This is a genomic window from Staphylococcus muscae (assembly GCF_003019275.1).
GTDB lineage: Bacteria > Bacillota > Bacilli > Staphylococcales > Staphylococcaceae > Staphylococcus > Staphylococcus muscae.
Genome location: NZ_CP027848.1, coordinates 726,969 through 749,674, shown reverse-complemented (window position 1 = coordinate 749,674; position 22,706 = coordinate 726,969). Strand labels below are relative to the sequence as shown.

Genomic DNA, 22,706 nt, shown 5'->3' with positions numbered 1-22,706 from the left:
CTTTAATGTAAGCCTTTACAATTAAAGAGTATAACATATTTAGCTAATAATCCCCACAAAAAATCCAAAAAAATGTCACATGTTTTTGAGTAATTTTATAGTGGATTTTTGTTTATATTTAGCGAGAATCATCGCTTTTTGACGGCGCTTTCATTATTATTGTAATTCTATATTCAAATAGATTTGTGAAATTGACACATGATTAAAATTTATGTAATATAAAAGCAACGGATTCTCTTATCCTGAGTGGTGGAGGGACATGGACCCAATGAAACCCAGCAACCTCTTTTAGCGAAGAAAGGTGCCAAACCGTTTGCAGGCGATAGCCTGAACGATAAGAGCGAATGGACGTTGAGCCTTCACTCTATGTATGTGCCGTAGTGGTGAAAGGCTCTTTTTATTTGAGCTCAGATAAAGAGAGTGTTCGTAATCTATTTTTAAAGGAGCATATTATGACAAATAATAAACGATTATTTACTTCAGAATCTGTTACTGAAGGTCATCCGGATAAGATTGCTGACCAGATTTCAGATGCAATACTTGATGAAATTCTAAAGGGAGATAGTCATGCACGTGTTGCTTGTGAAACAACAGTAACAACAGGTATGGCACTTATCGCAGGGGAAATATCAACGTCGACATATGTTGATATTCCTAAAGTAGTACGTGAAACAGTTAAACAGATTGGTTACACACGCGCTAAGTATGGCTACGATTATAAAACAATGTCTGTATTAACTGCGATAGATGAGCAATCTCCTGATATTGCACAAGGTGTAGACCGTGCGTTAGAATATCGAGACGCATCGAATGACGAAGTATTAAATATTGGTGCAGGTGACCAAGGGCTTATGTTTGGTTACGCAACAAATGAGACGGCATCGTTTATGCCACTGCCAATTGATTTGTCACATAAATTAGCGAAACGTCTGACAGATGTTAGAAAGGATGGCACATTAGACTATTTACGTCCAGATGGAAAAGTACAAGTAACTGTTGAATATGATGAGAATGATCAACCAAAACGAATCGATACGATTGTTATTTCATCACAACATCATGAAGAAGTAGCACTTGATCAAATCCAACGAGACATTAAAGAATATGTTATCTATCCAGTAGTACCTCAGGCGTTATTAGATGCTGAAACAAAATTTTTCATCAATCCAACAGGTCGATTTGTTATCGGTGGACCACAAGGTGATGCAGGTCTGACAGGTAGAAAAATTATCGTTGACACATATGGTGGATACGCTCGACATGGTGGGGGTGCATTCTCTGGTAAGGACCCAACTAAAGTTGACCGTTCAGCAGCTTATGCGGCACGCTATGTTGCCAAAAACATTGTTGCAGCTGGATTTGCTGATAAGTGCGAAGTTCAATTAGCATATGCGATTGGTGTTGCACAGCCGGTATCCATCGCTATTGATACGTTTGGAACGGGTACTGTATCTGAAGAGTCATTGATTCAAGCAGTGCGTTCGCACTTCGACTTGAGACCAGCCGGTATCATCCAAATGTTAGACTTACAACGTCCAATTTATAAACAAACAGCAGCGTACGGACATTTTGGACGTACGGATGTCGAATTGCCATGGGAGAAAACAGATAAAGTAGACGTATTGAAAGACGCAGTTCAAGCGTATACAGCATAATAATTACTTTATAGCGTATCGTATAAATGTAAACAAAAGGAAGGATTTTAAAAATGACACAGTTTGGCCCAATGGAAATAGGCTTGTATGTTGCCGTAGGGATTGCAGTTATTTGTTTTATTTTGTTTTTAGTTGCTCTGAATCGCAAAAAGAAAGCACAACAAAGAATTGAAACACAATATAAAGAAAAAGAAGAGAAATTAACACAGTCACATCATGAAGCACTTGAAAAAGTAAGAATTGAAAAGAAAAAAGTAGAAACGAAACACAAAGAAGATTATGAAACGATGGTTGCTTCAAAAGACAGAGAAATTGACGCACTAAAAGTGTTCTCGAAAAACAATAGTGAGTATGTGACTGATATGCGTTTGATTGGTATTCGTGAACGACTCGTTAGAGAAAAGCGAATCCGACCAGAAGATATGCACATTATGGCGAACATTTTTATGCCTACAAATGATTTAGATAATATTACACGTATCAGTCATTTAGTATTAACACGTACAGGGTTGTACATTATCGATTCACAACTGTTAAAAGGACATGTGTATCAAGGTATTAGTCGCAATCAATTTGTGGACAATCCAATGATGGAGCAAGTATTCAAAACACTACAACTTGATGAAACAACACCACAAACAATCGTGCTTGATGAGAGTGAAGATAACGATCGCAAACTTTCTATTGTTGATTATTCTGAGCAAATCGAACATCTAGAAGCAGTAGCAGAGAAGTTACAACGTCAACTAAACAATAAATATACGCCAACTCCAATCTTGTACTTCAATCCGAAACAAGATGGAGATGTGACATTATCAAGCTATGCGCCACAAAGCACGACGAAAGTACTTGTTGGACCGGAACAACTTGATGAATTCTTCAATAAATATGTATTCCATGGTCGCATTCAATATGATGTAAACGAATTACAAGCAATTATGGAAGAAATTGAATCATATAACTAATATAAAAACCTGTATGCGTAATAAAAGCATACAGGTTTTTTATGTTTAAATGATAAGTGTTCCAATAAAACAACTCATAAAACAGCCGACATACTGTAAAAGACTATAACCGATGAAAGTTGAGGATTGACGTTGTTCCATTAATTGTACAAGTTCGAGTTGAACAGTTGAAAATGTGGTGAAGCCACCAAGTATTCCTGTTACAAAAAGAGTGTAAGAAGGTGAGACTGATATGACTATGCCACCGAGTATACCGATGAAACAACTTCCGATAAGATTGATGATTGCGGTTGCGATAGGGAATGATGGCTGATGAACTCGCTGGATGATATCCGTTATGATTGCACGCAATGTTGCACCAATGCCACCGCCAAGAAGAACCATCATGATTGTCATTGTTGTCTCACCCCGAATCGATATCCCGCAAAGCAACATAAAATTCCGCCAATATAACTGAGCAAGGCGTAGGTTATTAATAAATACCACGATTGTGACTCAAAAAATGCATTCAATTCATATTGAAAGGTTGAAAAGGTTGTAAAAGCACCGATGAAACCGGTAGTGACACCTTTTTTAATGGAAGGATACTTAGAGAAAAAGTTTGTCGTTAAGGCAGTTATAAATCCCATTAAAAAAGCACCTAAAAGATTGGCGGTAAATGTTCCAACTGGCAATTCATGGAAATGTGGGAGAAAGGAAAGACCATATCTCAATAACGCACCTAAACTCCCACCAACAAAAATAATGAAATATTTCAAATGCTTATCGCTCCTCTTACGTTAAATAATGCCAAAAGTTCGGATTGCAGTGATCAGATGAAAGATTAAAACGATGAGTAGTATCCAAGGTAAGCTTTTCGCTGCACGATGAATCCAGCTTTTCTTTTCGGGTAAATATTTCACTGATTTGTCTGCAAATTGGATGGCAATAATGAGTATGATTGCATTTATGACACTACTTGCAATAATGATTTTAACGATTGAGTCGAATTGATGATTGAGTATTGGGTTCTGTGTATTGAAGTAAAAACTTATCATGATGAATATCACGGTTAAGTAAAAATATTTTTTCGATTTAGACATGTAACTGCCTCCTTTATTATCGCTTGTAATAATAGCATATTTAATGACTAAGAATAAAGCACCATTTCTATATTTCGTGTGGAATTAAAGCTTAACAATAGCCTTTATGAATAGAAAAATGGTATAACTTTAATATAAATATAATGTAGAATCACTAGGAGGCACATTTATGACGAAATTAAACGTACAAGTATTTGCAGATGGTGCAGATATTGAACAAATGAAGCAAGCATATCAAAATAAGGAAGTTGATGGATTTACAACGAATCCAAGCTTAATGGCTAAAGCTGGCGTCAAAGACTATAAAGCCTTCGCTCAAGATGTAGTACAAGCAATTCCTGATGCTTCAATTTCATTTGAAGTGTTTGGTGATGATATGGAAACAATGGAAAAAGAAGCGCAAATCATTGAACAATTTGGAGAGAATATTTTTGTAAAAATTCCAATTGTGAACACAAAAGGTGAATCAATGTTACCATTGATTGAAAAATTATCAGCACAAGGCGTGAAACTAAACGTTACAGCTGTTTACACAATCGAACAAGTCAAAGCAATTACTGAAGCGGTCACAGAAGGTGTAGAGACTTATGTGTCAGTCTTTGCTGGACGAATTGCGGATACAGGCGTAGACCCACTGCCGTTAATGAAAGAGTCTGTTCGTGTGACACATAGTAAATCAGGTGTAAAACTATTGTGGGCAAGTTGTCGTGAGTTATATAATGTCATCCAAGCTGATGAAATTGGTGCAGATATTATTACATGTCCTGCTGATGTTGTGAAGAAAGTGTCAAATATTGGTCGTGATATCGAATCATTATCTGTTGATACGGTGAAAGGATTTGCGAAAGATATTCAAACTTCAGGTTTAAGCATTCTATAAATACCCATGGGAGTGATAAAGTACCAACAAATATGAAATTGGTACTTGTCGCTCCTATTTTTTTGTGTGATGATTGAGTTTAATATCAGATAGAGAAGGAGTTAAAGATGGAGTACAAGGTATTTAAGTATAAAGTAGAAAAACAATTGTGGTATTTAAACCGTAAAGAGAAGGCAAAGTTAGCAGAATTACTGACAGATGAACATATCGCAAGCATTCAAGAAAAATTTAAAACACCAGGCCGATTTGCCAGTTTTTATTTGAAAGAACATATTTTTAAATCAAGAGTGCTGGGGTCAGGACATTTGTACACAACGCTGTTAGGGTTGTTTATCGGAAATATTTTCTTGCTCGGCGTTCTGATTACAGGTATGCTATTAAGTTTAAATGCAGTCAATTACTTTATTCATCCTCAAGTATCGTTGTCAACTGGGACTGTGATCACTGCTTTAGTAGGTGGTTTAGTATTGATGGTTCTTGGCATTATATTGATGAAAATAGCCAATGCTTATTTTACAAAGCGTTTAGTAGATTATAAGTTCAATAAAGTAAACTAAATATCGGGTACTTGTGAGAGAATTTGTGCAGCTTTCCATTGTTTTAAACATACAGTTAATGGATAAGGTACTGTAATTCGATGGTTTTGTTTGAATACGATGATCGTATCAGACTTTTGAGAAGACATACCAATCACGTGAGACATATTGATAATATATTGGATAGGTGCACGATGTGATTGCAGAGGGCATAATATGAGCTGTGGTGAGATGTATATCGGTGTGAGATGATGAATACCGAGATGTTGATGTGTCAGTTCTTTTTGTGTGTAACTATGTTTATGATGCGACTTTAAAATATGCTTCATTAATTTAGATAATGTTAATGTTGTGTGTGTTTTATGCGTCAAAAAGTATAACTCAAGACGTTGATCTATTTGATGAGATGTCTTGATAAATAATAATGATTCAAAGGCAATATTTGAATATGTTTGCACAGTGTATCCTCCTAGTATTCGTTGAAATATGAATGGCGCAATGCTTTGAGGGTCGCTTTTTTATAATTTTTGATAGATGTGGGAGAGCGGTTTAGAATGGATGCTATTTCTAACTGTGTATAGCCTTGAAGATAGAGATAAAGCCAGTGACGATGCACATATGGAAGTTGTAATGACCATTGCTTAATTGAAAAGAGCAGATCACTCTCGTACGATGCGGGTTCAGTTGCAGTGTCGATATTTTCTAATTTGGGAAGGCGATCTTGTTTACGCAAAAGATCAATAAGATAGTATTTGAGTCGATAGGTAATAAAAGCATGAAGGCTCGATTCACGTGTTGTATCAAAAGATAAATGGAGTTCCCAAAGCCGTATTAACAAAAGTTGGAAATAGTCGTCGTAATGATAGCGTATATGATAGGAATGCAACAAATAATGAATATATTTGTGATAGCGTTGAAAAATATCATCAAAGTTCAAATTGATGACCTCCTTGAAATTTTTGACCGGTCAAATGATTATTATCATAGCTGAAAAATTGTTGCATCTGTCCATATATGTTATTTTATGATTTAAACATTGATTATTACCAATAAATAAGCTTAAAATTATAATAAAAGGTGCATTTCTACGGATTTCGATATTTTTATGACGGGAATAAGATGGAGGAATTGTAATGGATTATGAACATTTCAACTTGGTACATTTCTTTGCACGCAACGAAGATTTAGATAAGATTCGTGACAACGCTGACTTTATTATGATTAATAATATTCAACGGGAAATGATGTATCGTGATGGTGAGATTGAGGGGACAGTGGATTTAACACCGTATTATTATAAAAGTCGTTCCCAAGCGATGAGTTACATTTTAATGGATTATCAGAGACCTTTATAAAGTTTTGGAATGTGAATCAGAGATGATGTATTCAAAGTTTTGATGATGCAGTGCGCTATGAAATAATTACATAGAGATTACTGTTCTTTTATGAATATGTGACAACCACCCATTCGAATTGTGAAAAATATAAGATAATGTTAAAATTTGTATTCGAGTGTGTAGTCACTATTACTCAGTACATTCTGAAGAGGTGTATCAATGAAACAACATAACAAAAGTTCAATCATAGCGATTGTAGTTTTCTTTGTTATCACTGTTTTAGCAGCCTATACTTTTTTCAACATGATAAAAGATCAAATATTCTTTGAACCAGTTGAACAAGTCGAATCAGTGGAAACATTAGATGTTACATTGGAAGCAGCCGCAAAAAAACAGATTAACAATTATACAAGTCAACAAGTTTCAAATAAAGATAATACGAACTGGCGTGATGCGTCCGATGCAGAAATTAAAGAAGCAATGGATAGTTCTGTATTTATGGATGATAAACGTCAAAAATATCAATTTTTAGATTTATCTAAGTATCAAGGCATTGATAAAAATAGAATCAAGCGTATGTTATATGAACATCCGACTCTTTTAAACCATACAGATGACTTTATCAAAGCTGCCAAAAAACAGCATGTGAATGAGATTTACTTGATTTCACATGCATTATTAGAAACAGGATCAGTTGTATCAGAGTTATCGAATGGTGTAGAAATCGATGGTAAGAAGTATTATAACTTCTACGGTGTCGGTGCATTGGACGAAGACCCAATTAAAACAGGTGCTGAATATGCGAAGAAACAAGGATGGGATACACCTGAAAAAGCAATCGATGGTGGAGCGAAATTTATCCACGATCATTACTTATCACACGAAGATCAAAATACTTTGTATAGTATGAGATGGAATCCTAAAGATCCCGGTGAACATCAATATGCGACAGATATTAACTGGGCAAAGAGTAATGCGACCATTATTGCTGACTTCTATAATGATTTGAAGACAGAAGGTAAGTATTTCAATTGGTATGTCTACAAAGATGATTCAAAACATAAAGACGGTCATAATTATTAATAGTAACAAAGCGCAATAAAGCGATAGAAGCTTTATTGCGCTTTGTTTTTACGTCCAAGTGTGAAAAATAAGATAGCTGTTGAAATCAAAACTTTAAATAAAAATTTTAACATGAAAACACCCCGTTTTTAATGTTTTGTATAATATATAGACGTAAGACATCATTGTCCTGTTTAGTAAAGGTAACTAGAAGTGAATAATTTTGATGAAATTTATTTTCACTTCAAATAACTTCGGTCACTTGTATTTATAGTAATTATAGGATGATACGGTTTTTAATATTGTTCAAATCTCTTTCAAGTATAACATGAGAAACTGGCTATCAAAATGGGAGGGGAATACTATTAATCTAATAATGCACAATTTGACAAGAAATAGGGTATAACATGATGAAATGAAATAATGAAGGTGATTATGATGAAAGTAGCAATAGTTGGAATGGGAACTGCTGGTGTCAGCATATTAAGACAGCTTGTAAAGCACGAGATGTTTGAGCATTTAGAAGTAGACATCTATGACAATAGAAAGAACATGGGACAAGGAGAACCTTTTCAAAATGACAGTGAAGATTTATTAATCAATGTCCCAGTCGATATGTTGTCTCTAAACCTTGATAATATGAAAGAATTTCGGGAGTGGTATGCGTCACAAGACGATTTTGATTATGGAGATGCTGAATATTTGCCGCGTTATGTATTTGGACATTATATGAAAAGTTATCTTGATCAATATGTGAAGCGTTATGACAATATTCATGTCATTCCACATGAAGTGACACAGATCGGTGTAGTTGAAGAAGAGAAAGAAATTTCAGTGAAAAAAATAATTGTACAGACTGATGAACATGAAGGACGTAGTACTATTTATGATTATGTTTTTCTATCAACTGGAACATTCTCATATAATGATCCCTATCACTTGAAGGGAAGTCCGAAATATATCTATGAACCATATCCAGCATACCGCACATTAGATGAAGTCAGTTCGCATGATAAAGTGGCTGTGATTGGAACTGGATTGGCAAGTTTGGATGTAATTCGTTATGTATTAAACCATCACGACCAAACGCTTGTTTTGGCAAGTCGAGGTGGGCAATTGCCAAGTGTACGTGGTGAGATGGTGACTGTAACTCTGCAATATATGACGAAAGAGATATTCGATGACATAAAACAAAATCACATGGGGAATATTCCTTTAGATATATTGAAAGAATTGTTCAGAAAGGAATGCGATGCTTTAAATATACCGTTTAAATCTTTGATCCATCGGAGAACAGGAAATGTTGTAAAAGATTTGCAATATGATTTGGCACATCCAGAATCTTTGGGGTTATTACAAAGCTTTCTAATGGAGCTTAAAGACAACATGAACTGGATTTGGAATAGTTTAACGAATGATGACCAGCAATTATTTCTCGAACGTTATTACCAATATTTTAAAGAGAATATGAATCCGATGCCAAGAGATACTGCACAATTTATTATTGATGAGATTGAAAGTAATAAATTAAGAGTTTACGCAGGACTCGAGAAAGCAACACGTGTGAATGGTCAGTACCAATTGCAGTTTGAAACAGAACACCAAGCTATGATAGTGGATGTGATCATAAATGCAACTGGACCTAAGAAAAAGTTGAGCCAGTTAGATGCGTCAGATGGTTTATTATTAAATATGGCGAATAAACAAATTGTTCAAGCACATCCGATTGGTGGCATTCAAATCGTATCAGAAAGTAACGAAGTCATCAGTCCACGTTATGGAACATTGTCGAATTTACGTGCATTTGGCCAAATGACAAATGGCGTTAATTTTGAACGCAATGGTGTCACAATGATTGTACAGCAAGCTGTTAAAAGTGTGACACAGCTCTATGCGCAACTAGAAGAAGAATATGATGCAGATTAGTTATAGTTTTTGAACTTATCAAATACGTAAACATCAACGTTGAATAGATATTATTGTTTGTCGGTGTTTCTTTATAATTTTTATGAAATTGTAAAACAATCCAACAAAATATTGATTGCAAATGAATTGTCAACATTGTCAAAATGCGTTAAGCTAAAGTCGAACAGTTGTTGTTATCGAACAACTGCTGTGTCGTATCTTGAATCTCAAACAATTTCATAATGATATTCTTTCGGGGCTGGGTGGAAATCCCAACCGGCAGTAATTTAAGCCTGCGACCCGTAGAGAACATTGAATTTGTACTCTATGGCTGATCTAGTGAGAATCTAGAGCCGACAGTAAAAGTCTGGATGGGAGGAAGAATGATCAGTAGACCATGACATGCATAGCTTGTGTTTTTACAACACGAAACTATTGCTTATTTAGTGATGGCAAATTTACTGAATTTATCGCTGTATTTTGGTATACAGTATAAGTATAAAACCGACCACTCGAATCTTAAAATTTTTCGAGTGGTTTTTTGTTTATTGATTTGAGGTGATGACAATGAAATATTATTTAGAACATGCGATTCGTTTAGCTGAAATGGTAGAAGGCCAAACGGGTGTTAATCCACCTGTTGGCGCAGTGATTGTTAAAGAGGGCCGAATTATAGGGATGGGTGCGCATCTTAAAAAAGGTGACAAACATGCCGAGATTCAAGCCATTGATATGGCAGGTGCTCAAAATGTAGCAGGAGCAACAATATACGTCTCTTTAGAACCTTGTTCACATTACGGTGCGACACCGCCATGTGCAGCAAAAATCATTGAAACGGGTATTCAAAAGGTTGTTTATGCTGCAAGAGATATCACACTTCCAGCAACTGGACACGAGATGATGGCAGAGAAAGGCATTGACGTTCAATATACACCACATCCGCGCGCAGATAAGTTGTATGCATCATTTTTTGCATCTAAAACTACTGAAGTGCCAATCGTGACTGTAAAGGTAAGTGCGAGTTTAGATGGTAAGCAGGCAACCGATCATCAACAAAGTAAATGGATTACGTCAAAAGCTGTCAAAGATGATGTGTTCCAATTGAGACATATGCACGATGCTATTATTACAGGTAATGGTACATTAGAAGCGGATGATCCAAGTCTGACTGTACGATTGCCTGAAGGACGCCATCCTGCACGTATCGTCATGACAAATTCAGGGCACATCGATTGGCAGGCAGCAATGTTTCATGATCAACTTGCGCCGGTCTACATATATACTGACAATGAGTCATTCGTGTCGCCATTAGACCATGTACACGTCGTATATCTACCATCAACAGATGTAAAAACTATTTTACACGATTTATATAAAAAAGGTTTTGGCCGTATCCTTGTAGAAGCTGGACCAAAACTAACTTCACAATTTTTAACTTCAGAATTTATTTCAACCTTCATCCTTTATTTAGCCCCGAAAATAATAGGTGGTCAAGGGAAATATCAATATTTTCAAACAGATGGTGTAACGCCACTTGACCAACTTGCGAATTTTGAAATTGTCCACTCTGAAATGATAGATACTGACATCAAATTGCAAATGAAAAGGATGTGATGTCATGTTTACAGGTATCGTAGAAGAAGTTGGCACTATTCAATCAATAAAAAAACAAAACCCTACGACTGAATTAACGATTCAATGTGAAAAGATATTAAGTGATATGAATATTGGTGACTCCATTAGTGTGAATGGCACATGTTTAACGGTTGTGAGATTTGATACATCTACATTTACGGTACAAGTCATCACGGGAACGGAAAACAAAACATACTTAGCAGAACTGTCTAGCGGTCAACCCGTCAATCTGGAACGTGCACTACTTGCCACTGGAAGGTTAGGTGGACACTTTGTGCAGGGACATGTCGATGATAAAGGTGTCATTCTCAATATTAAGCAGTCTCAAAATGAATGGATCTATACAATCAAAGCACCCCACCATATCCTAAAACAAATGATTCCACAAGGATCGATCGCTGTGGACGGTGTCAGTTTAACAGTTTTCAAAAAAGAAGCAACAAGTTTTGATATTCACTTAATTCCTGAAACACGTAAAGCTACGATTTTATCGACGAAACGACAAGGAGATCCTGTTCATTTAGAAACAGATATGCTATTCAAATATGTAGAAAATATTACGCGACAGAATGATGGTGTATCTTTGGATCGTTTATTACAAGCAGGTTTTTAGGATCGTATAGTATTCAAGGAGGGTTTATTATGCATTTTGATAAAATAGAAGACGCATTAATTGCTTTAAAAAATGGTGAATCAATCATTGTTTGTGATGATCAGGATAGAGAGAATGAAGGCGATTTACTTGCCATTACGGAATGGATGCATGATGATACTATCAATTTTATGGCACGCTATGGACGTGGACTTATCTGTTGCCCAATCGATCGAACGATTGCAGAGCAGGTGGGAATTGATGCAATGGTAAAAAATAATACAGATCCACATTCTACTGCGTTTACGGTTAGCATTGATCATGTTGATTCTACAACGGGGATTAGTGCATTTGAACGTACGCAGACAGCACGTGCATTGATTGCCAATCAATCATCAGCGGCAACATTTAATCGACCAGGTCATGTTTTCCCACTCATTGCACATGAACAAGGTGTGTTAGGACGCCGTGGACACACTGAAGCTGCTGTTGAGCTCGCAAAATTAACAGGTGCAAAACCAGCAGGCGTCATCTGTGAAATTATGAATGAAGATGGCACAATGGCAAGAGGTGACGACTTACAAATTTTCAAAGAAACACACGGTTTGTATATGATTACTATTGAAGATTTAGTCACTTATATTAAAACAACACAGGTACTTATTGAAAAAGAAGCAAAAGTTCAATTGCCAACACGTTACGGAACGTTTGATATGTATGGCTTTACATCAAAAATTGACGGTTCAGAATTGATTGCTGTCGTTAATGGTGATATTCATGATGAGATGAATGTCCGTATCCATTCTGCATGTGCAACGGGTGATATTTTCCACAGTGCACGATGTGATTGTGGTGAACAATTAGAGTTTGCGATGTCATATATTCATGAACATGGTGGAATGGTTCTTTATTTACCGCAAGAAGGTCGTGGTATTGGACTGATGAATAAGTTGAAAGCATATGAATTGATTGAACAAGGTCATGATACTGTTTCGGCGAATGAAGCACTCGGCTTTGCACCAGATATGCGTGATTATGACAATGCAGCACAGATTTTAAAATATTTTGGTATTTCATCCGTGAATCTGATGACGAATAATCCAGAAAAATTTGAAGGATTAGCACATTATGGGATTACAATGTCAAATCGTATCCCTGTTATAACAGAAACGAATGAACATAACCATGATTATATGCAAGTTAAAAAAACTCAAATGAGACATTTAATATAATTGGAGGAATAAAAAATGAACTTTGAAGGTCAATTAGTAGGTAAAGGATTAAAAATTGGGATTGTCGTAAGCCGTTTTAATGATTTTATTACAGGTCGCTTATTGGATGGTGCATTAGACGCATTGAAACGTCATCAAGTTGATGAAAATGAAATCGATGTTGCATACGTACCAGGAGCATTCGAATTACCAATCGTTGCTAAGAAAATGGCACAATCAGGTAAATATGATGCGGTTATCACATTAGGATGTGTGATTCGTGGAGCAACAACACACTATGATTATGTATGTAATGAAGCGGCGAAAGGCATTGCAAAAGCAAGTGATGATACGGGTATTCCAGTGATTTTCGGTGTGCTAACGACTGAGAACATTGAACAAGCGATTGAACGTGCAGGTACGAAAGCGGGCAATAAAGGTGCGGAAGTTGCAGTAGGTGCAATTGAAATGGCAAATTTATTAAAAACAATTGGATAGTGAAACCTTAAAAAATCCCCTTGAAGTTATCAAAACTTCAAGGGGATATGCTTTATCATTTCTTTTTATTGCATCTTCCCAACAATAATGCCGATAAGCCAAGTGTCCCTACAATAAAGAGCGGCTTTGGTTTAACGAATTCCTTAAAGGCAAGCGCCAAGTTCTGTGGACGCTCAGCTAAACGTCTCATAAAGTAACCGAACCAATCATCACCGTATGGGACATAAATTGTAAAGTTATAGCCTTCTTTTGCAATAGATTCTGCAAGTTCAGATCGGAATCCATACAGCATTTGGAATTCAAATTTTGATTTGTCAATTTGATTTGCTTCAACAAATGCCTTCACATGATTAATGACATTGTGGTCATGAGTTGCAATTGAAGTAAAGTTTTTCGCATTTAATAGTCGTTTTTCAATTAAACGAATATAATTGTCATCAATTTCTTCACGTGTTTGGTAAGCGATATGTGAAGATTCTTTGTATGCACCTTTTACTAAGCGCAAGCGTAAGTCTGGATACTTGTCGATAAGCTCGTCTGCTTTGAAAAGATATGCTTGAATAACTGTTCCTACATTTGAAAATTCTGATTTTAATTGATCAAGTGTATGTGTAATATCTGATAAGCTATCATATTTTTCCGTATCAAAGTTAATGTGCATTTGATCATATTCAGCCGCTTGTTTTACAATTTCATATGCATTGTCGTAAGCAAGTTGCTGGTCGAACTCTGCACCTAATTGACTTAACTTAATTGAGACGTGTGCATCTAGGCCATTTGAATGAATCGCTGACATAATTTTTAAAATATCATCTTTTGCAGCGATTGCTTCTTGTTTTGCGTTTACAAATTCACCTAAATTATCAACTGTTGCTGCAATGTTTTTGTCATTAAGTCTGCGAATGGTCTTCACCACATCCTCTATCGTGTTACCAGCTACCACTTTGTTGGCACCTAATGAAGGACCTATTTTTTTAGCTGATTCATTAAGAAAGGCATTATTAGATAATGCGATGAAAAAATCTTTAAATAAACCCATTTTTATTCCTCCCATAACTTTGTTTTACGAATTAACAATAGTGTATCACGAACAATAATGTGATGAAAACGTTTTTATATTGAATCTTTACAATAAATTATATAAAACGTAATAATCGGAGTGAATTAGGTTGTGGGGGTGAATTAGCGCATTAACAATTATTAATTGCTTCATATTATAGATTGTTGTGATACGCTAAATTGTTTTTTACGATACTGATTTACAGTATTTTAAAGGGAAGATTTCTCTAAAAGCTTATGATAAATATTAGCATTTATATAGTTTGTCAGGATATAATAACATGTAAAGCGTTAAGCAAGGAAGGTTAGGTATATTATGTGGAAATGGGAAACAGTAAGTGAAGCAAAGGGTGTCGTCGTCATTGTTCATAATATTTTAGAACATACAGGAAGATATGCCTATGTCATCACACATTTAAGACGGAATGGATATCACGTCATCATGGGGGATTTACCCGGTCAAGGTCAAACTTCAAGAATGAACAAAGGACAAGTCGAAAGTTTTGAACTTTACCACGAGTCTGTTTTAGAGTGGTTAAAAATTGCAGAAGGATATCATCTTCCAATATTTATGATTGGTGTTGGACTCGGAGGGTTAATATCAATGAATTTACTCGAGAAGGTCGATTTAGGTATTGAAGGGCTTGTCTTAATTGCGCCGCTTTTAGCGTTTCAAAATAATGCGCACACACGTAAAAATATTTTATCCTCTCATATCGGTGATGTGTCAAAGTCAGCAAAATTTGATTTAGGATTTGAAGTAGAAGACTTAACATCTAATAAAGAAGTTCAAGAAGATACATTAAATGATGCATTAATGTTAAAAAAAGTAAGTTACCACTGGTATCAAGAAGTGCTTAAACATATGAAAGAGACAACAGACAATATTCAAAATATGAAGTCAGTCCCACTCTGTTTGATGTATGGAACAGAAGATCGTGTGACAGACGTGGATGTTACGCAACAACTTGTATCAGTCATTGATCATGATGAATTATACTTTAAAGCTTGGCACGGTCTTGCGCATGAAGTTCACAATGAGCCACAGAGAGAAGCTGTTATGCGTTACATTTTAAGCTTCTTGAATAACCATGTTTTTACAGTTGGTTTCTTAGTAGAAGATGAAAATTCATTGACTTAGTATTTCAAACAAAAGCTTAGCGGAAATGCATGGAATTAAAACGCCAAAAAATAAAGTAAAAAACACAATCTATTATTGTAATTACTCACTAATTCCAACAATTAAGTGACACGAAATTTTAATTTAATTCTATAAAAATTGTTTCTACTTGAAGTTAAATAAAAAGCGTGTTAAATTATAAATGTGAAATGCTTCACATTACGTTGAGAACAATACTTTTAAATAGATAGATTGGAGAGAAACTTCATGGCGAAAAACGGTAATAAAGTAGTATTAGTAGGTAACGGTGCAGTAGGTGCAAGTTACGCATATACAATGGTGAGTCAAGGTGTAGCAGACGAATTAGTTATCATCGACATTAACGAAGATAAAGTATTAGGTGATGTACTTGACTTAAATCATGGTGCGCCTTATGCAATGTCACCTGTTAAAGTAAAAGCTGGACAATATTCAGACTGTGGCGATGCAGACTTAATCGTTATCTGTGCAGGTGCACCTCAAAAAGTTGGAGAAACACGTTTAGACTTAGTTGAAAAAAATGCTAAAATCTACAAAGGTATCATCACACCTATTATGGAAAGCGGTTTTGACGGTATCTTCTTAGTTGCAGCAAATCCAGTAGACGTTTTAACATATGTCACTTTAAAATACTCAGGTTTACCAAAACACAAAGTCATTGGTTCAGGTACAATCTTAGATACAGCACGTTTCAAACACTTATTAAGTGAAGTATTTGATGTTGCACCAACAAGTGTACATGCAAATATTATCGGTGAGCATGGTGACTCAGAAGTACCAGTATGGTCAAGCGCAACAATTGCAGGCCAACCATTATATGATTTATTAAAAAATGATCCTGAAAAAGAACATCTTATTGAAGACATCTATGTGAATACACGTGATGCCGCTTACGATATTATCAAAGCAAAAGGTGCAACATACTACGGTGTTGCAATGGGATTAATGCACATCTCTAAAGCAATCTTACGCAACCAAAACGCTGTATTAACTGTATCTAGTTATTTAGAAGGTGAATACGGTGTTGATGGTGTATACACTGGTGTGCCGACAGTAGTGAATGGAGATGGTGCAGTTCGTATCATCGAAACACCATTAAATGAAGATGAACAAGCAAAATTTGAAAAATCTTCTAAAATCCTTAAAGACATGCAAGACTCAATTAGTCATTTATTCTAACATTCGAATAGTACAAAAAGCTGGGAGATTCTTCCTAGCTTTTTTATTTTGAAAAACCGAAAGTATAATTTTAACTTTATGAAAACAAACCCTTTACTTTTATAAAAGTATATGATATACTTTATTTAAATTAAAGAGGAGGTCATAAAATGAAGAATGAAACTTTAGTAATTCAAATTCAAGATAGACGCTATTTCGAAGAGACTGATGAACTAGGGAGAAACTATATAGGTTACAGTCCTGATTTATCTGATGAACAAATTTATGAGGCAGCTCGTGGTTTTTGGTCTTTGAATCCTAGCAGAGTATTTCAAATTGATCGTATATTTGTTGTTTATAATGATCGAATTGTTTTGGAAGCTAATTTAACAGGACTACAAAGAATTCACAATGGTAGATATTATTTCACTGGTGATATTATTAATAACTCAGAATATGTTGGCAAAAATATTAGATTAAATAAGTCGCAAAATAGAGTTAACTATATTGATACGCTTGAACTTGAAGATCGAATTTATTAAATTAATCATTGGGTTTACAAATAAAACATAATACTATAAAGCACTTTTTGGGGTACAAACTGAAATGTTTGTGCCTTTTTTCTTAATAATAGCTTTGTTCTTTTTCATATACGACTAGACAGTATGATAACCATTTTAAATATTATCTCAGTCGCATCATTCAAAATAGATTTGAAGTTAATTTAATATTATTTTAACAACTTACATCATTCGATAGTCATTAAAAATTATTTTTTTACAGTGTACAAGTTAATTTTGGTTTTAATGGTGTTTTCTTGGGTAAATAGTAAGTGATGATTATTTTTACGAGATGGGAGCGTATTTCATGAAGGACCATAAAGCAGAAAAAAGTGGTATACAAGCATTATTTTCATTACAATCTGAAATTGAATCTGTTTTCACAACGATTGCAGAAAAATATGAGCTGACAAAAGAAGAGTTGTTAATATTGCTGACGATATGGGAAAAGGGCGATATGACATTGAAAGAGATGGATTATTTTGTTCCAATCAAATCTTATAAGCGCTCAAGAACTTATAATCACTTAGTGAATCAAAGATGGATTCATAAAGAACGACCTGAAAATGATGAGCGTACAGTCATGATTTATTCTAATGAAGACATGCAAGAGAAAAAGAGAGAACTGCTTTCTCTCATTGTCTCAGAAATTAAAAATCATCAAAAGTCGATGAGCCAAAATTTTAATCAAATTATGCAGATGGCACATGTGTGATTCGATTAAAATTTTAAGTAGATATAAAAAGGATGTCCATCTTTTGTGGTGGGCAGATAATTAAAAGTAACTAATTTTATATTTAACTTAATCATAACACGTAGTAATCACTACATTCATTTAAGCGTACAGTTATTCATTAATTGTACGCTTTTTGAGTACTATCATTTCTTTAATACTCACTTGCCAAGGCGCCTCACTTCAACTAATTTTGGCTTTATTGAATAAGTGAAGCCAAAATGGATTTTCAGTTCGGCTTGTTGCCTTAGGCGTCTCGTATTAGAAATGATTTTACACCATACAGTTATATGAGCGTTTGTGACATGTTAAGTTACGAGGTAATCTTTATGCAACACAGCTTAATAGCTCTTGCTTTTTAGAACGTTGATACAGCTTAAAAATGATGAGTATTCTCGCTTTAAAGTTATTAAAGTTGCGATAGCCATATGATACACGTTTAATAAGCTTAATTTTATTATTGATACCTTCAATCGCTCCATTGTTAAACTTCGGGTACTTGATTGTTGAGTAAAGGACATACTCGTATTTCTTATAGAATCGAATGATACGCCAAACACCACGTGATACATGCTTCTTTTCGACACCCATTAAAGTTTCTTTGAAACGTAACCAGTCACATTGTTTCAATGCTTCACGAAGTTGATGAACTAACATATAAGTGTCATAGAGCTGCTGATCAAGACTTAGTAGATATGTTAAAACATCTCTTGATGTTGTGTACGTTTTGAAAGACTTCGACCAAAAGTATTCATAACTATTAATATCCTGCCTGTCAGAAAGAAAGAGTTTCCAGTGCTTTTTCATTTTCGTGTAATCTGTTGATGATCGATAGCGATAAGCATTCATTACAGAAATACGTTGCTTATTTAATTCACGATTAAGGTGCTGAACAATGTGAAAGCGATCAAAGATCAAAATCGCATTTGGAAATACTTCATGAATGAAGTTGATGTATGGTTCATACATATCAGCAGTTACAGTTTTAACAGCTAATCGTTCACGTCGATCAAAGCGATAGAAGTACTCTTTGAGTTTATGAATACGTCTATCTTCTAAGATATCAATAATCTGATTCGTTTCATTATCTATAAACAAAAAACTCATCGCTGTTGTCACGTTCTTAACGCTTTTAAACTCATCTATGGAGATATGTTTTGGCAATCCAGATGAAGGTTTGACTATTAATGATTGTGAGAGTTGATGAATACATCTTTTAACTGTACTCGGTGAAACACTACAATCATGAGCGATATCTATCTCACACTGTACACGTGTGAGTTTATCCTGAATCGCTAATTTCACACGGTTGGTAATAAAGCAGTTACTATCAACAATGTTTGTTTGAGCCGTAAAAGTCTTTAAACAATGTAGACACTTAAAGCGTTCTTTCGCTAAATTAAGATAAACATTGGATTCTTGAGATTTTAATAGTGTTAAACGCGAAACGCGTTTACCATGCTTATGGATTTGCCCATCATTGACACAACCACACTTCATACAAGCTTTGGGTGTATAAGAAAGTGTTCCATAAACAACCGTAGAAAGCCGACCACGCACTTCTACATCTTCTTCCACCTTAAGAACTTGAATATTTTCATCTTTTATTTTTAGTAGTTTTAATATATCATTACACATAGGCGCATCATGTCTCCTCTTTATTTTTTTGTTTAGTCACTTAAAATTATAGAGGCGTGAGCGCTTTTTTTGTATCCAAATGATTTAAAACATAAAAAAGGCGGGATAGCATTTCATGCCATCCCACCACAAAAGATTAAGACCCTATAAAAATAAAAAACCGGCGAGATATTCATAAGGTATCTCGCCGGTTTTTTATCTTTTTTCGATAGCTACAACATAGGGAGGGTTGTTTTGTTGGTTCAAAAATCCGTATTGTAAAATATGAGCTTGCTGTTGATCAAAGTTTTTAAAAAACTGATAGAGTTGTTCGCTTTCATATTTTCCTTCTGGATGACCTGGATATATCACGATGACAATAATGCCTTCTTCTCGTAAATGTTTAAAAATGTTTTCAATCGCTAATATCGTTGTTTCGGGCTGTGTTACTATCGATTTGTCACCTTTAGGCAAATAACCTAAGTTAAAAATAGCGGCATCAAGTTGTGCTAGGTGTTCAGGTGTTATCTGATTGATAATGTTTTCATGACCTGTTTGGAACAGTGATACATTTTCAAATCTCAATATTTTATCTTTTGTCGAAGCAATGGCAGATGATTGTATATCACAGCCATACACATGACCATCGGGTACAGATTGCGCAAGAAAAACTGTATCATGCCCGTTACCACATGTCGCATCAATGACAGTACTAGTTGGGTGAATATGTGATGATATTAAGTCTTTTGCAAATGGTAAGATGCGTTGTACAATCATTTTAATACCTCTGTTGCATATCGAGCACCTTGTACTGTGCCACGACGTTCAAGTTCTGCATCGATATCATTGAGTACTTCCCATTTGTTTACACTCCACATCGGTCCAACCATCAAGTCGATAGGGCCATCACCAGTAATGCGATGTACAATCATTTTAGGGGGCAATATTTCTAGTTGATCACATACTAAGTTGATATATTCTTCCTTAGTCATAAATTGCAGTAAACCTTTATCATATTGCTTCACCATCGGCGTCCCTTTAAGTAAGTGTAGCAAGTGAATTTTAATACCTTGCACGTCCATATCTGCGACTGCTTTTGCCGTCTCCATCATCATATCGTAATCTTCACCTGGTAAACCGTTAATGATATGACTGCACACACGTATGCCATGCTTACGTAATTTTGCAACACCTTCATAATAGACGTCCATATCATGTGCACGATTGATAAGATCTGATGTTGTTTGATGTACAGTTTGAAGGCCTAGCTCTACCCATAAATAGGTACGTTCATTCAGTTCTGCAAGGTATTCAACGACATCATCTGGTAAACAATCGGGACGTGTACCAATTGAAAGTCCAACAACACCTTCTTCCTGTAAAGCCGCTTCAAATTTTTCACGCAATACTTCTACGGGTGCATGTGTATTTGTAAATGCTTGAAAATAAGCGATATATTTCCCTTCATGCCACTTTTCGTGCATACGAGATTTGATTTCTTGGAATTGCACAGGAATTGTATCTGCACGGTTGCCTGCAAAATCACCACTTCCCGCAGCTGAGCAAAATGTACATCCACCGTGTGCCACTGTTCCATCACGGTTCGGGCAATCAAATCCGCCATCAAGTGCCACTTTAAAGATTTTTTGTCCAAATTGATTTTTTAGATGGTAGTTTAATGTATGATAACGTTTGTTTTCAAAAGCATAAGGAAATACTGTTCCCATGTGTCTCGTCCCTTCTATGTTATGACAATATATTCAAAGATTTTACCATATTTTTGCATGTCATGTTATATTGGTGCATGAGACTTAAAGAGAAAGAGGGATTTCGATGCGGATGCCAAGTGCAATTTGGTGGCTAGTAATCGGTATGGCAATCAATATTACAGGGGCCAGTTTTTTATGGCCATTAAATACGATATATATGGCACAGGAGTTGGATAAGTCACTCAGTACAGCAGGACTTGTGCTGATGATCAATTCAATCGGAATGATTGGTGGTAATCTTCTTGGAGGATCTATGTTTGACCGACTAGGTGGTTATCGCACAATCATGATTGGAACAATCTTTAGTTTAGTGGCCACGGTGTTGTTGAACTTTTTTCATGGTTGGCCATGGTATGCGATTTGGTTGATTATGTTAGGATTTGGTGGAGGTATGATTATTCCTGCGATATATGCGATGGCAGGCGCGGTATGGCCACAAGGTGGTCGCAAAACATTCAATGCAATCTATTTAGCACAAAACATCGGAGTCGCACTTGGTGCAGCGCTGGGTGGTATTGTAGCAAACTTTAGTTTTGATTACATATTTCTCGCTAACTTATTAATGTATGTCGCCTTTTTTACTATTGCAGTATTTAAATTTAACGTGACATATGAAGCGAAAGTTAAGCAATCACAATTGTTAGATGATGTTACATCGATACAAGATAAAAAGAAATTCAGTGCATTAATTTTGTTATGTGTTATGTTTGCGTTCTGTTGGATTGCTTACGTTCAATGGCAAACGACTATTGCATCTTTCACACAACAAATCGGCATTTCCATGCCACAGTACAGTTTGTTATGGACGATTAATGGGGTGATGATATTATTAGGCCAACCATTGATTGCACCGATGATTCAATTGTTAAAAGGACAGATGAAAAAACAACTTTATGTTGGATTGTGCATTTTGATTGTGTCATTTTTTATCACTAGTTTTGCGATGTCATTTTCAATTTTTGTCATTGGTATGGTCGTAATGACCTTTGCAGAGATGTTCATTTGGCCAGCTGTTCCAACGATTGCAGATCAGTTGGCACCTATTGGAAGAAACGGTGTATATCAAGGAATTGTTAATGCCGCTTCAACAGTAGGTAAAGCACTTGGGCCATTACTTGGTGGCTTAATCGTCGACTATTTTGATATGCAGACGATGTTTCTATCAATGATTGGATTATTATTGATTGCAGGTATCTTTTTATCAGTTTTTGATCGTGGTATTCGGGATCGCAATGCTAAAGAGCTTTCCTAAAGATGTCATATTTTATACTTGCAACAATGCGTTAAATTGCC

General features: G+C 35.5%; 25 protein-coding genes and 2 riboswitches. Of the genes, 16 read left to right on the top strand and 9 right to left on the bottom strand.

The window, feature by feature from the left end:
- Positions 1-234: 234 nt before the first annotated feature.
- Positions 235-341: riboswitch (SAM riboswitch) on the top strand.
- Between the two features lie 111 nt (positions 342-452).
- Together metK and C7J88_RS03580 are read left to right on the top strand one after the other, a co-directional pair.
- Positions 453-1,655 carry a methionine adenosyltransferase gene (gene metK, locus C7J88_RS03585; protein ID WP_095117283.1) on the top strand — a complete coding sequence of 401 codons (1,203 nt, stop codon included), beginning with the start codon at positions 453-455 and terminating at the stop codon, positions 1,653-1,655.
- A gap of 53 nt (positions 1,656-1,708) precedes the next feature.
- Complete coding sequence (locus C7J88_RS03580) at positions 1,709-2,620, top strand: nuclease-related domain-containing protein (protein WP_095117281.1); 912 nt, start codon at positions 1,709-1,711, stop codon at positions 2,618-2,620.
- Positions 2,621-2,665: 45 nt separating this feature from the next.
- Here C7J88_RS03580 and C7J88_RS03575 read toward each other — a convergent pair whose 3' ends face one another.
- The 3 genes from C7J88_RS03575 to C7J88_RS03565 are packed head-to-tail and all read right to left on the bottom strand — an operon-like array spanning position 2,666 to position 3,702.
- Positions 2,666-3,016, bottom strand: coding sequence for a fluoride efflux transporter FluC (locus C7J88_RS03575; protein WP_095117279.1), 351 nt, complete (start codon positions 3,014-3,016; stop codon positions 2,666-2,668).
- Positions 3,013-3,378, bottom strand: coding sequence for a fluoride efflux transporter CrcB (gene crcB, locus C7J88_RS03570; RefSeq protein WP_095117277.1), 366 nt, complete (start codon positions 3,376-3,378; stop codon positions 3,013-3,015). The genes C7J88_RS03575 and crcB overlap by 4 nt, the downstream gene beginning before the upstream one ends.
- 21 nt (positions 3,379-3,399) lie before the next feature.
- Positions 3,400-3,702 carry a hypothetical protein gene (locus C7J88_RS03565; RefSeq protein WP_095117275.1) on the bottom strand — a complete coding sequence of 101 codons (303 nt, stop codon included), beginning with the start codon at positions 3,700-3,702 and terminating at the stop codon, positions 3,400-3,402.
- 169 nt (positions 3,703-3,871) lie between these two features.
- Between C7J88_RS03565 and C7J88_RS03560 the strand changes: the two genes are divergently transcribed.
- Positions 3,872-4,582: a transaldolase gene (locus C7J88_RS03560; RefSeq protein WP_095117273.1), complete on the top strand. Its 711-nt coding sequence runs from the start codon at positions 3,872-3,874 to the stop codon at positions 4,580-4,582.
- Positions 4,583-4,689: 107 nt separating this feature from the next.
- Entirely contained in the window at positions 4,690-5,139 is a 450-nt protein-coding gene (locus C7J88_RS03555; protein ID WP_095117271.1) for a hypothetical protein, read from the top strand.
- On the opposite strand, the gene C7J88_RS03550 is transcribed toward C7J88_RS03555, so the two are convergent.
- Positions 5,136-5,576 (bottom strand): competence protein ComK, encoded by a 441-nt coding sequence (locus C7J88_RS03550; RefSeq protein WP_095117268.1) that lies wholly within the window; start codon positions 5,574-5,576, stop codon positions 5,136-5,138. The genes C7J88_RS03555 and C7J88_RS03550 overlap by 4 nt on opposite strands.
- Before the next feature lie 11 nt (positions 5,577-5,587).
- On the bottom strand, positions 5,588-6,055 hold the full coding sequence (locus tag C7J88_RS03545; RefSeq protein ID WP_157728695.1) for a sigma-70 family RNA polymerase sigma factor: 468 nt from the start codon (positions 6,053-6,055) through the stop codon (positions 5,588-5,590).
- A 196-nt stretch (positions 6,056-6,251) separates the two neighbouring features.
- Here C7J88_RS03545 and C7J88_RS03540 point away from each other — a divergent pair, with 196 nt between their 5' ends.
- From C7J88_RS03540 to ribH, 7 genes are all read left to right on the top strand, one after another.
- The gene (locus C7J88_RS03540) at positions 6,252-6,473 is read left to right on the top strand and encodes a hypothetical protein (protein WP_095117264.1); all 222 of its coding nucleotides are present in this window, start codon (positions 6,252-6,254) and stop codon (positions 6,471-6,473) included.
- A gap of 201 nt (positions 6,474-6,674) precedes the next feature.
- The gene (gene sagB / locus C7J88_RS03535; protein ID WP_095117261.1) at positions 6,675-7,538 is read left to right on the top strand and encodes a peptidoglycan release complex glucosaminidase SagB; all 864 of its coding nucleotides are present in this window, start codon (positions 6,675-6,677) and stop codon (positions 7,536-7,538) included.
- A gap of 417 nt (positions 7,539-7,955) precedes the next feature.
- Positions 7,956-9,443: an FAD/NAD(P)-binding protein gene (locus tag C7J88_RS03530; RefSeq protein ID WP_095117259.1), complete on the top strand. Its 1,488-nt coding sequence runs from the start codon at positions 7,956-7,958 to the stop codon at positions 9,441-9,443.
- Positions 9,444-9,667: 224 nt separating this feature from the next.
- Positions 9,668-9,809, top strand: a riboswitch (FMN riboswitch).
- Between the two features lie 180 nt (positions 9,810-9,989).
- Positions 9,990-11,036, top strand: a complete 1,047-nt coding sequence (ribD, locus tag C7J88_RS03525) for a bifunctional diaminohydroxyphosphoribosylaminopyrimidine deaminase/5-amino-6-(5-phosphoribosylamino)uracil reductase RibD (RefSeq protein ID WP_095117257.1) — start codon at positions 9,990-9,992, stop codon at positions 11,034-11,036.
- Positions 11,037-11,040: 4 nt separating this feature from the next.
- Complete coding sequence (locus C7J88_RS03520; protein WP_095117255.1) at positions 11,041-11,670, top strand: riboflavin synthase; 630 nt, start codon at positions 11,041-11,043, stop codon at positions 11,668-11,670.
- 29 nt (positions 11,671-11,699) lie between these two features.
- Positions 11,700-12,881, top strand: coding sequence for a GTP cyclohydrolase II (gene ribA / locus C7J88_RS03515; RefSeq protein ID WP_095117253.1), 1,182 nt, complete (start codon positions 11,700-11,702; stop codon positions 12,879-12,881).
- Positions 12,882-12,896: 15 nt separating this feature from the next.
- Positions 12,897-13,358 carry a 6,7-dimethyl-8-ribityllumazine synthase gene (ribH, locus tag C7J88_RS03510; protein ID WP_095117251.1) on the top strand — a complete coding sequence of 154 codons (462 nt, stop codon included), beginning with the start codon at positions 12,897-12,899 and terminating at the stop codon, positions 13,356-13,358.
- A gap of 55 nt (positions 13,359-13,413) precedes the next feature.
- Here ribH and C7J88_RS03505 read toward each other — a convergent pair whose 3' ends face one another.
- Complete coding sequence (locus C7J88_RS03505) at positions 13,414-14,397, bottom strand: proline dehydrogenase family protein (protein WP_095117249.1); 984 nt, start codon at positions 14,395-14,397, stop codon at positions 13,414-13,416.
- A 336-nt stretch (positions 14,398-14,733) separates the two neighbouring features.
- On the opposite strand from C7J88_RS03505, the gene C7J88_RS03500 reads away from it, so the two are divergent.
- From C7J88_RS03500 to C7J88_RS03485, 4 genes are all read left to right on the top strand, one after another.
- Positions 14,734-15,558, top strand: a complete 825-nt coding sequence (locus tag C7J88_RS03500; protein WP_095117247.1) for an alpha/beta fold hydrolase — start codon at positions 14,734-14,736, stop codon at positions 15,556-15,558.
- Between the two features lie 246 nt (positions 15,559-15,804).
- Complete coding sequence (locus C7J88_RS03495) at positions 15,805-16,755, top strand: L-lactate dehydrogenase (protein WP_095117245.1); 951 nt, start codon at positions 15,805-15,807, stop codon at positions 16,753-16,755.
- 149 nt (positions 16,756-16,904) lie between these two features.
- Positions 16,905-17,276 (top strand): hypothetical protein, encoded by a 372-nt coding sequence (locus C7J88_RS03490; RefSeq protein WP_095117243.1) that lies wholly within the window; start codon positions 16,905-16,907, stop codon positions 17,274-17,276.
- Positions 17,277-17,601: 325 nt separating this feature from the next.
- Positions 17,602-18,009 carry a transcriptional regulator, SarA/Rot family gene (locus tag C7J88_RS03485; protein WP_095117241.1) on the top strand — a complete coding sequence of 136 codons (408 nt, stop codon included), beginning with the start codon at positions 17,602-17,604 and terminating at the stop codon, positions 18,007-18,009.
- Positions 18,010-18,354: 345 nt separating this feature from the next.
- On the opposite strand, the gene C7J88_RS03480 is transcribed toward C7J88_RS03485, so the two are convergent.
- The 3 genes from C7J88_RS03480 to mnmL form a co-directional block, all read right to left on the bottom strand.
- Positions 18,355-19,665 (bottom strand): ISL3 family transposase, encoded by a 1,311-nt coding sequence (locus C7J88_RS03480; protein WP_059108181.1) that lies wholly within the window; start codon positions 19,663-19,665, stop codon positions 18,355-18,357.
- 195 nt (positions 19,666-19,860) lie between these two features.
- Entirely contained in the window at positions 19,861-20,421 is a 561-nt protein-coding gene (gene mnmM / locus C7J88_RS03475; RefSeq protein WP_095117239.1) for a tRNA 5-(aminomethyl)-2-thiouridylate-methyltransferase MnmM, read from the bottom strand.
- Entirely contained in the window at positions 20,418-21,371 is a 954-nt protein-coding gene (gene mnmL, locus C7J88_RS03470) for a tRNA modification radical SAM protein MnmL/YtqA (protein ID WP_095117237.1), read from the bottom strand. Before mnmL ends, mnmM begins: the two co-directional genes overlap by 4 nt.
- 106 nt (positions 21,372-21,477) lie before the next feature.
- On the opposite strand from mnmL, the gene C7J88_RS03465 reads away from it, so the two are divergent.
- Positions 21,478-22,665 carry an MDR family MFS transporter gene (locus C7J88_RS03465; RefSeq protein ID WP_095117234.1) on the top strand — a complete coding sequence of 396 codons (1,188 nt, stop codon included), beginning with the start codon at positions 21,478-21,480 and terminating at the stop codon, positions 22,663-22,665.
- Positions 22,666-22,706: the final 41 nt, after the last annotated feature.

Bases quoted from the DNA above. Each gene is read 5' to 3' on its own strand.
- metK (WP_095117283.1), top strand. From the start codon at position 453: ATGACAAATAATAAACGATTATTTACTTCAGAATCTGTTACTGAAGGT.
- C7J88_RS03580 (WP_095117281.1), top strand. From the start codon at position 1,709: ATGACACAGTTTGGCCCAATGGAAATAGGCTTGTATGTTGCCGTAGGG.
- C7J88_RS03575 (WP_095117279.1), bottom strand. From the start codon at position 3,016: ATGACAATCATGATGGTTCTTCTTGGCGGTGGCATTGGTGCAACATTG.
- C7J88_RS03565 (WP_095117275.1), bottom strand. From the start codon at position 3,702: ATGTCTAAATCGAAAAAATATTTTTACTTAACCGTGATATTCATCATG.
- C7J88_RS03560 (WP_095117273.1), top strand. From the start codon at position 3,872: ATGACGAAATTAAACGTACAAGTATTTGCAGATGGTGCAGATATTGAA.
- C7J88_RS03555 (WP_095117271.1), top strand. From the start codon at position 4,690: ATGGAGTACAAGGTATTTAAGTATAAAGTAGAAAAACAATTGTGGTAT.
- C7J88_RS03540 (WP_095117264.1), top strand. From the start codon at position 6,252: ATGGATTATGAACATTTCAACTTGGTACATTTCTTTGCACGCAACGAA.
- sagB (WP_095117261.1), top strand. From the start codon at position 6,675: ATGAAACAACATAACAAAAGTTCAATCATAGCGATTGTAGTTTTCTTT.
- C7J88_RS03530 (WP_095117259.1), top strand. From the start codon at position 7,956: ATGAAAGTAGCAATAGTTGGAATGGGAACTGCTGGTGTCAGCATATTA.
- ribD (WP_095117257.1), top strand. From the start codon at position 9,990: ATGAAATATTATTTAGAACATGCGATTCGTTTAGCTGAAATGGTAGAA.
- C7J88_RS03520 (WP_095117255.1), top strand. From the start codon at position 11,041: ATGTTTACAGGTATCGTAGAAGAAGTTGGCACTATTCAATCAATAAAA.
- ribA (WP_095117253.1), top strand. From the start codon at position 11,700: ATGCATTTTGATAAAATAGAAGACGCATTAATTGCTTTAAAAAATGGT.
- ribH (WP_095117251.1), top strand. From the start codon at position 12,897: ATGAACTTTGAAGGTCAATTAGTAGGTAAAGGATTAAAAATTGGGATT.
- C7J88_RS03505 (WP_095117249.1), bottom strand. From the start codon at position 14,397: ATGGGTTTATTTAAAGATTTTTTCATCGCATTATCTAATAATGCCTTT.
- C7J88_RS03500 (WP_095117247.1), top strand. From the start codon at position 14,734: ATGTGGAAATGGGAAACAGTAAGTGAAGCAAAGGGTGTCGTCGTCATT.
- C7J88_RS03495 (WP_095117245.1), top strand. From the start codon at position 15,805: ATGGCGAAAAACGGTAATAAAGTAGTATTAGTAGGTAACGGTGCAGTA.
- C7J88_RS03490 (WP_095117243.1), top strand. From the start codon at position 16,905: ATGAAGAATGAAACTTTAGTAATTCAAATTCAAGATAGACGCTATTTC.
- C7J88_RS03485 (WP_095117241.1), top strand. From the start codon at position 17,602: ATGAAGGACCATAAAGCAGAAAAAAGTGGTATACAAGCATTATTTTCA.
- C7J88_RS03480 (WP_059108181.1), bottom strand. From the start codon at position 19,665: ATGTGTAATGATATATTAAAACTACTAAAAATAAAAGATGAAAATATT.
- mnmM (WP_095117239.1), bottom strand. From the start codon at position 20,421: ATGATTGTACAACGCATCTTACCATTTGCAAAAGACTTAATATCATCA.
- mnmL (WP_095117237.1), bottom strand. From the start codon at position 21,371: ATGGGAACAGTATTTCCTTATGCTTTTGAAAACAAACGTTATCATACA.
- C7J88_RS03465 (WP_095117234.1), top strand. From the start codon at position 21,478: ATGCGGATGCCAAGTGCAATTTGGTGGCTAGTAATCGGTATGGCAATC.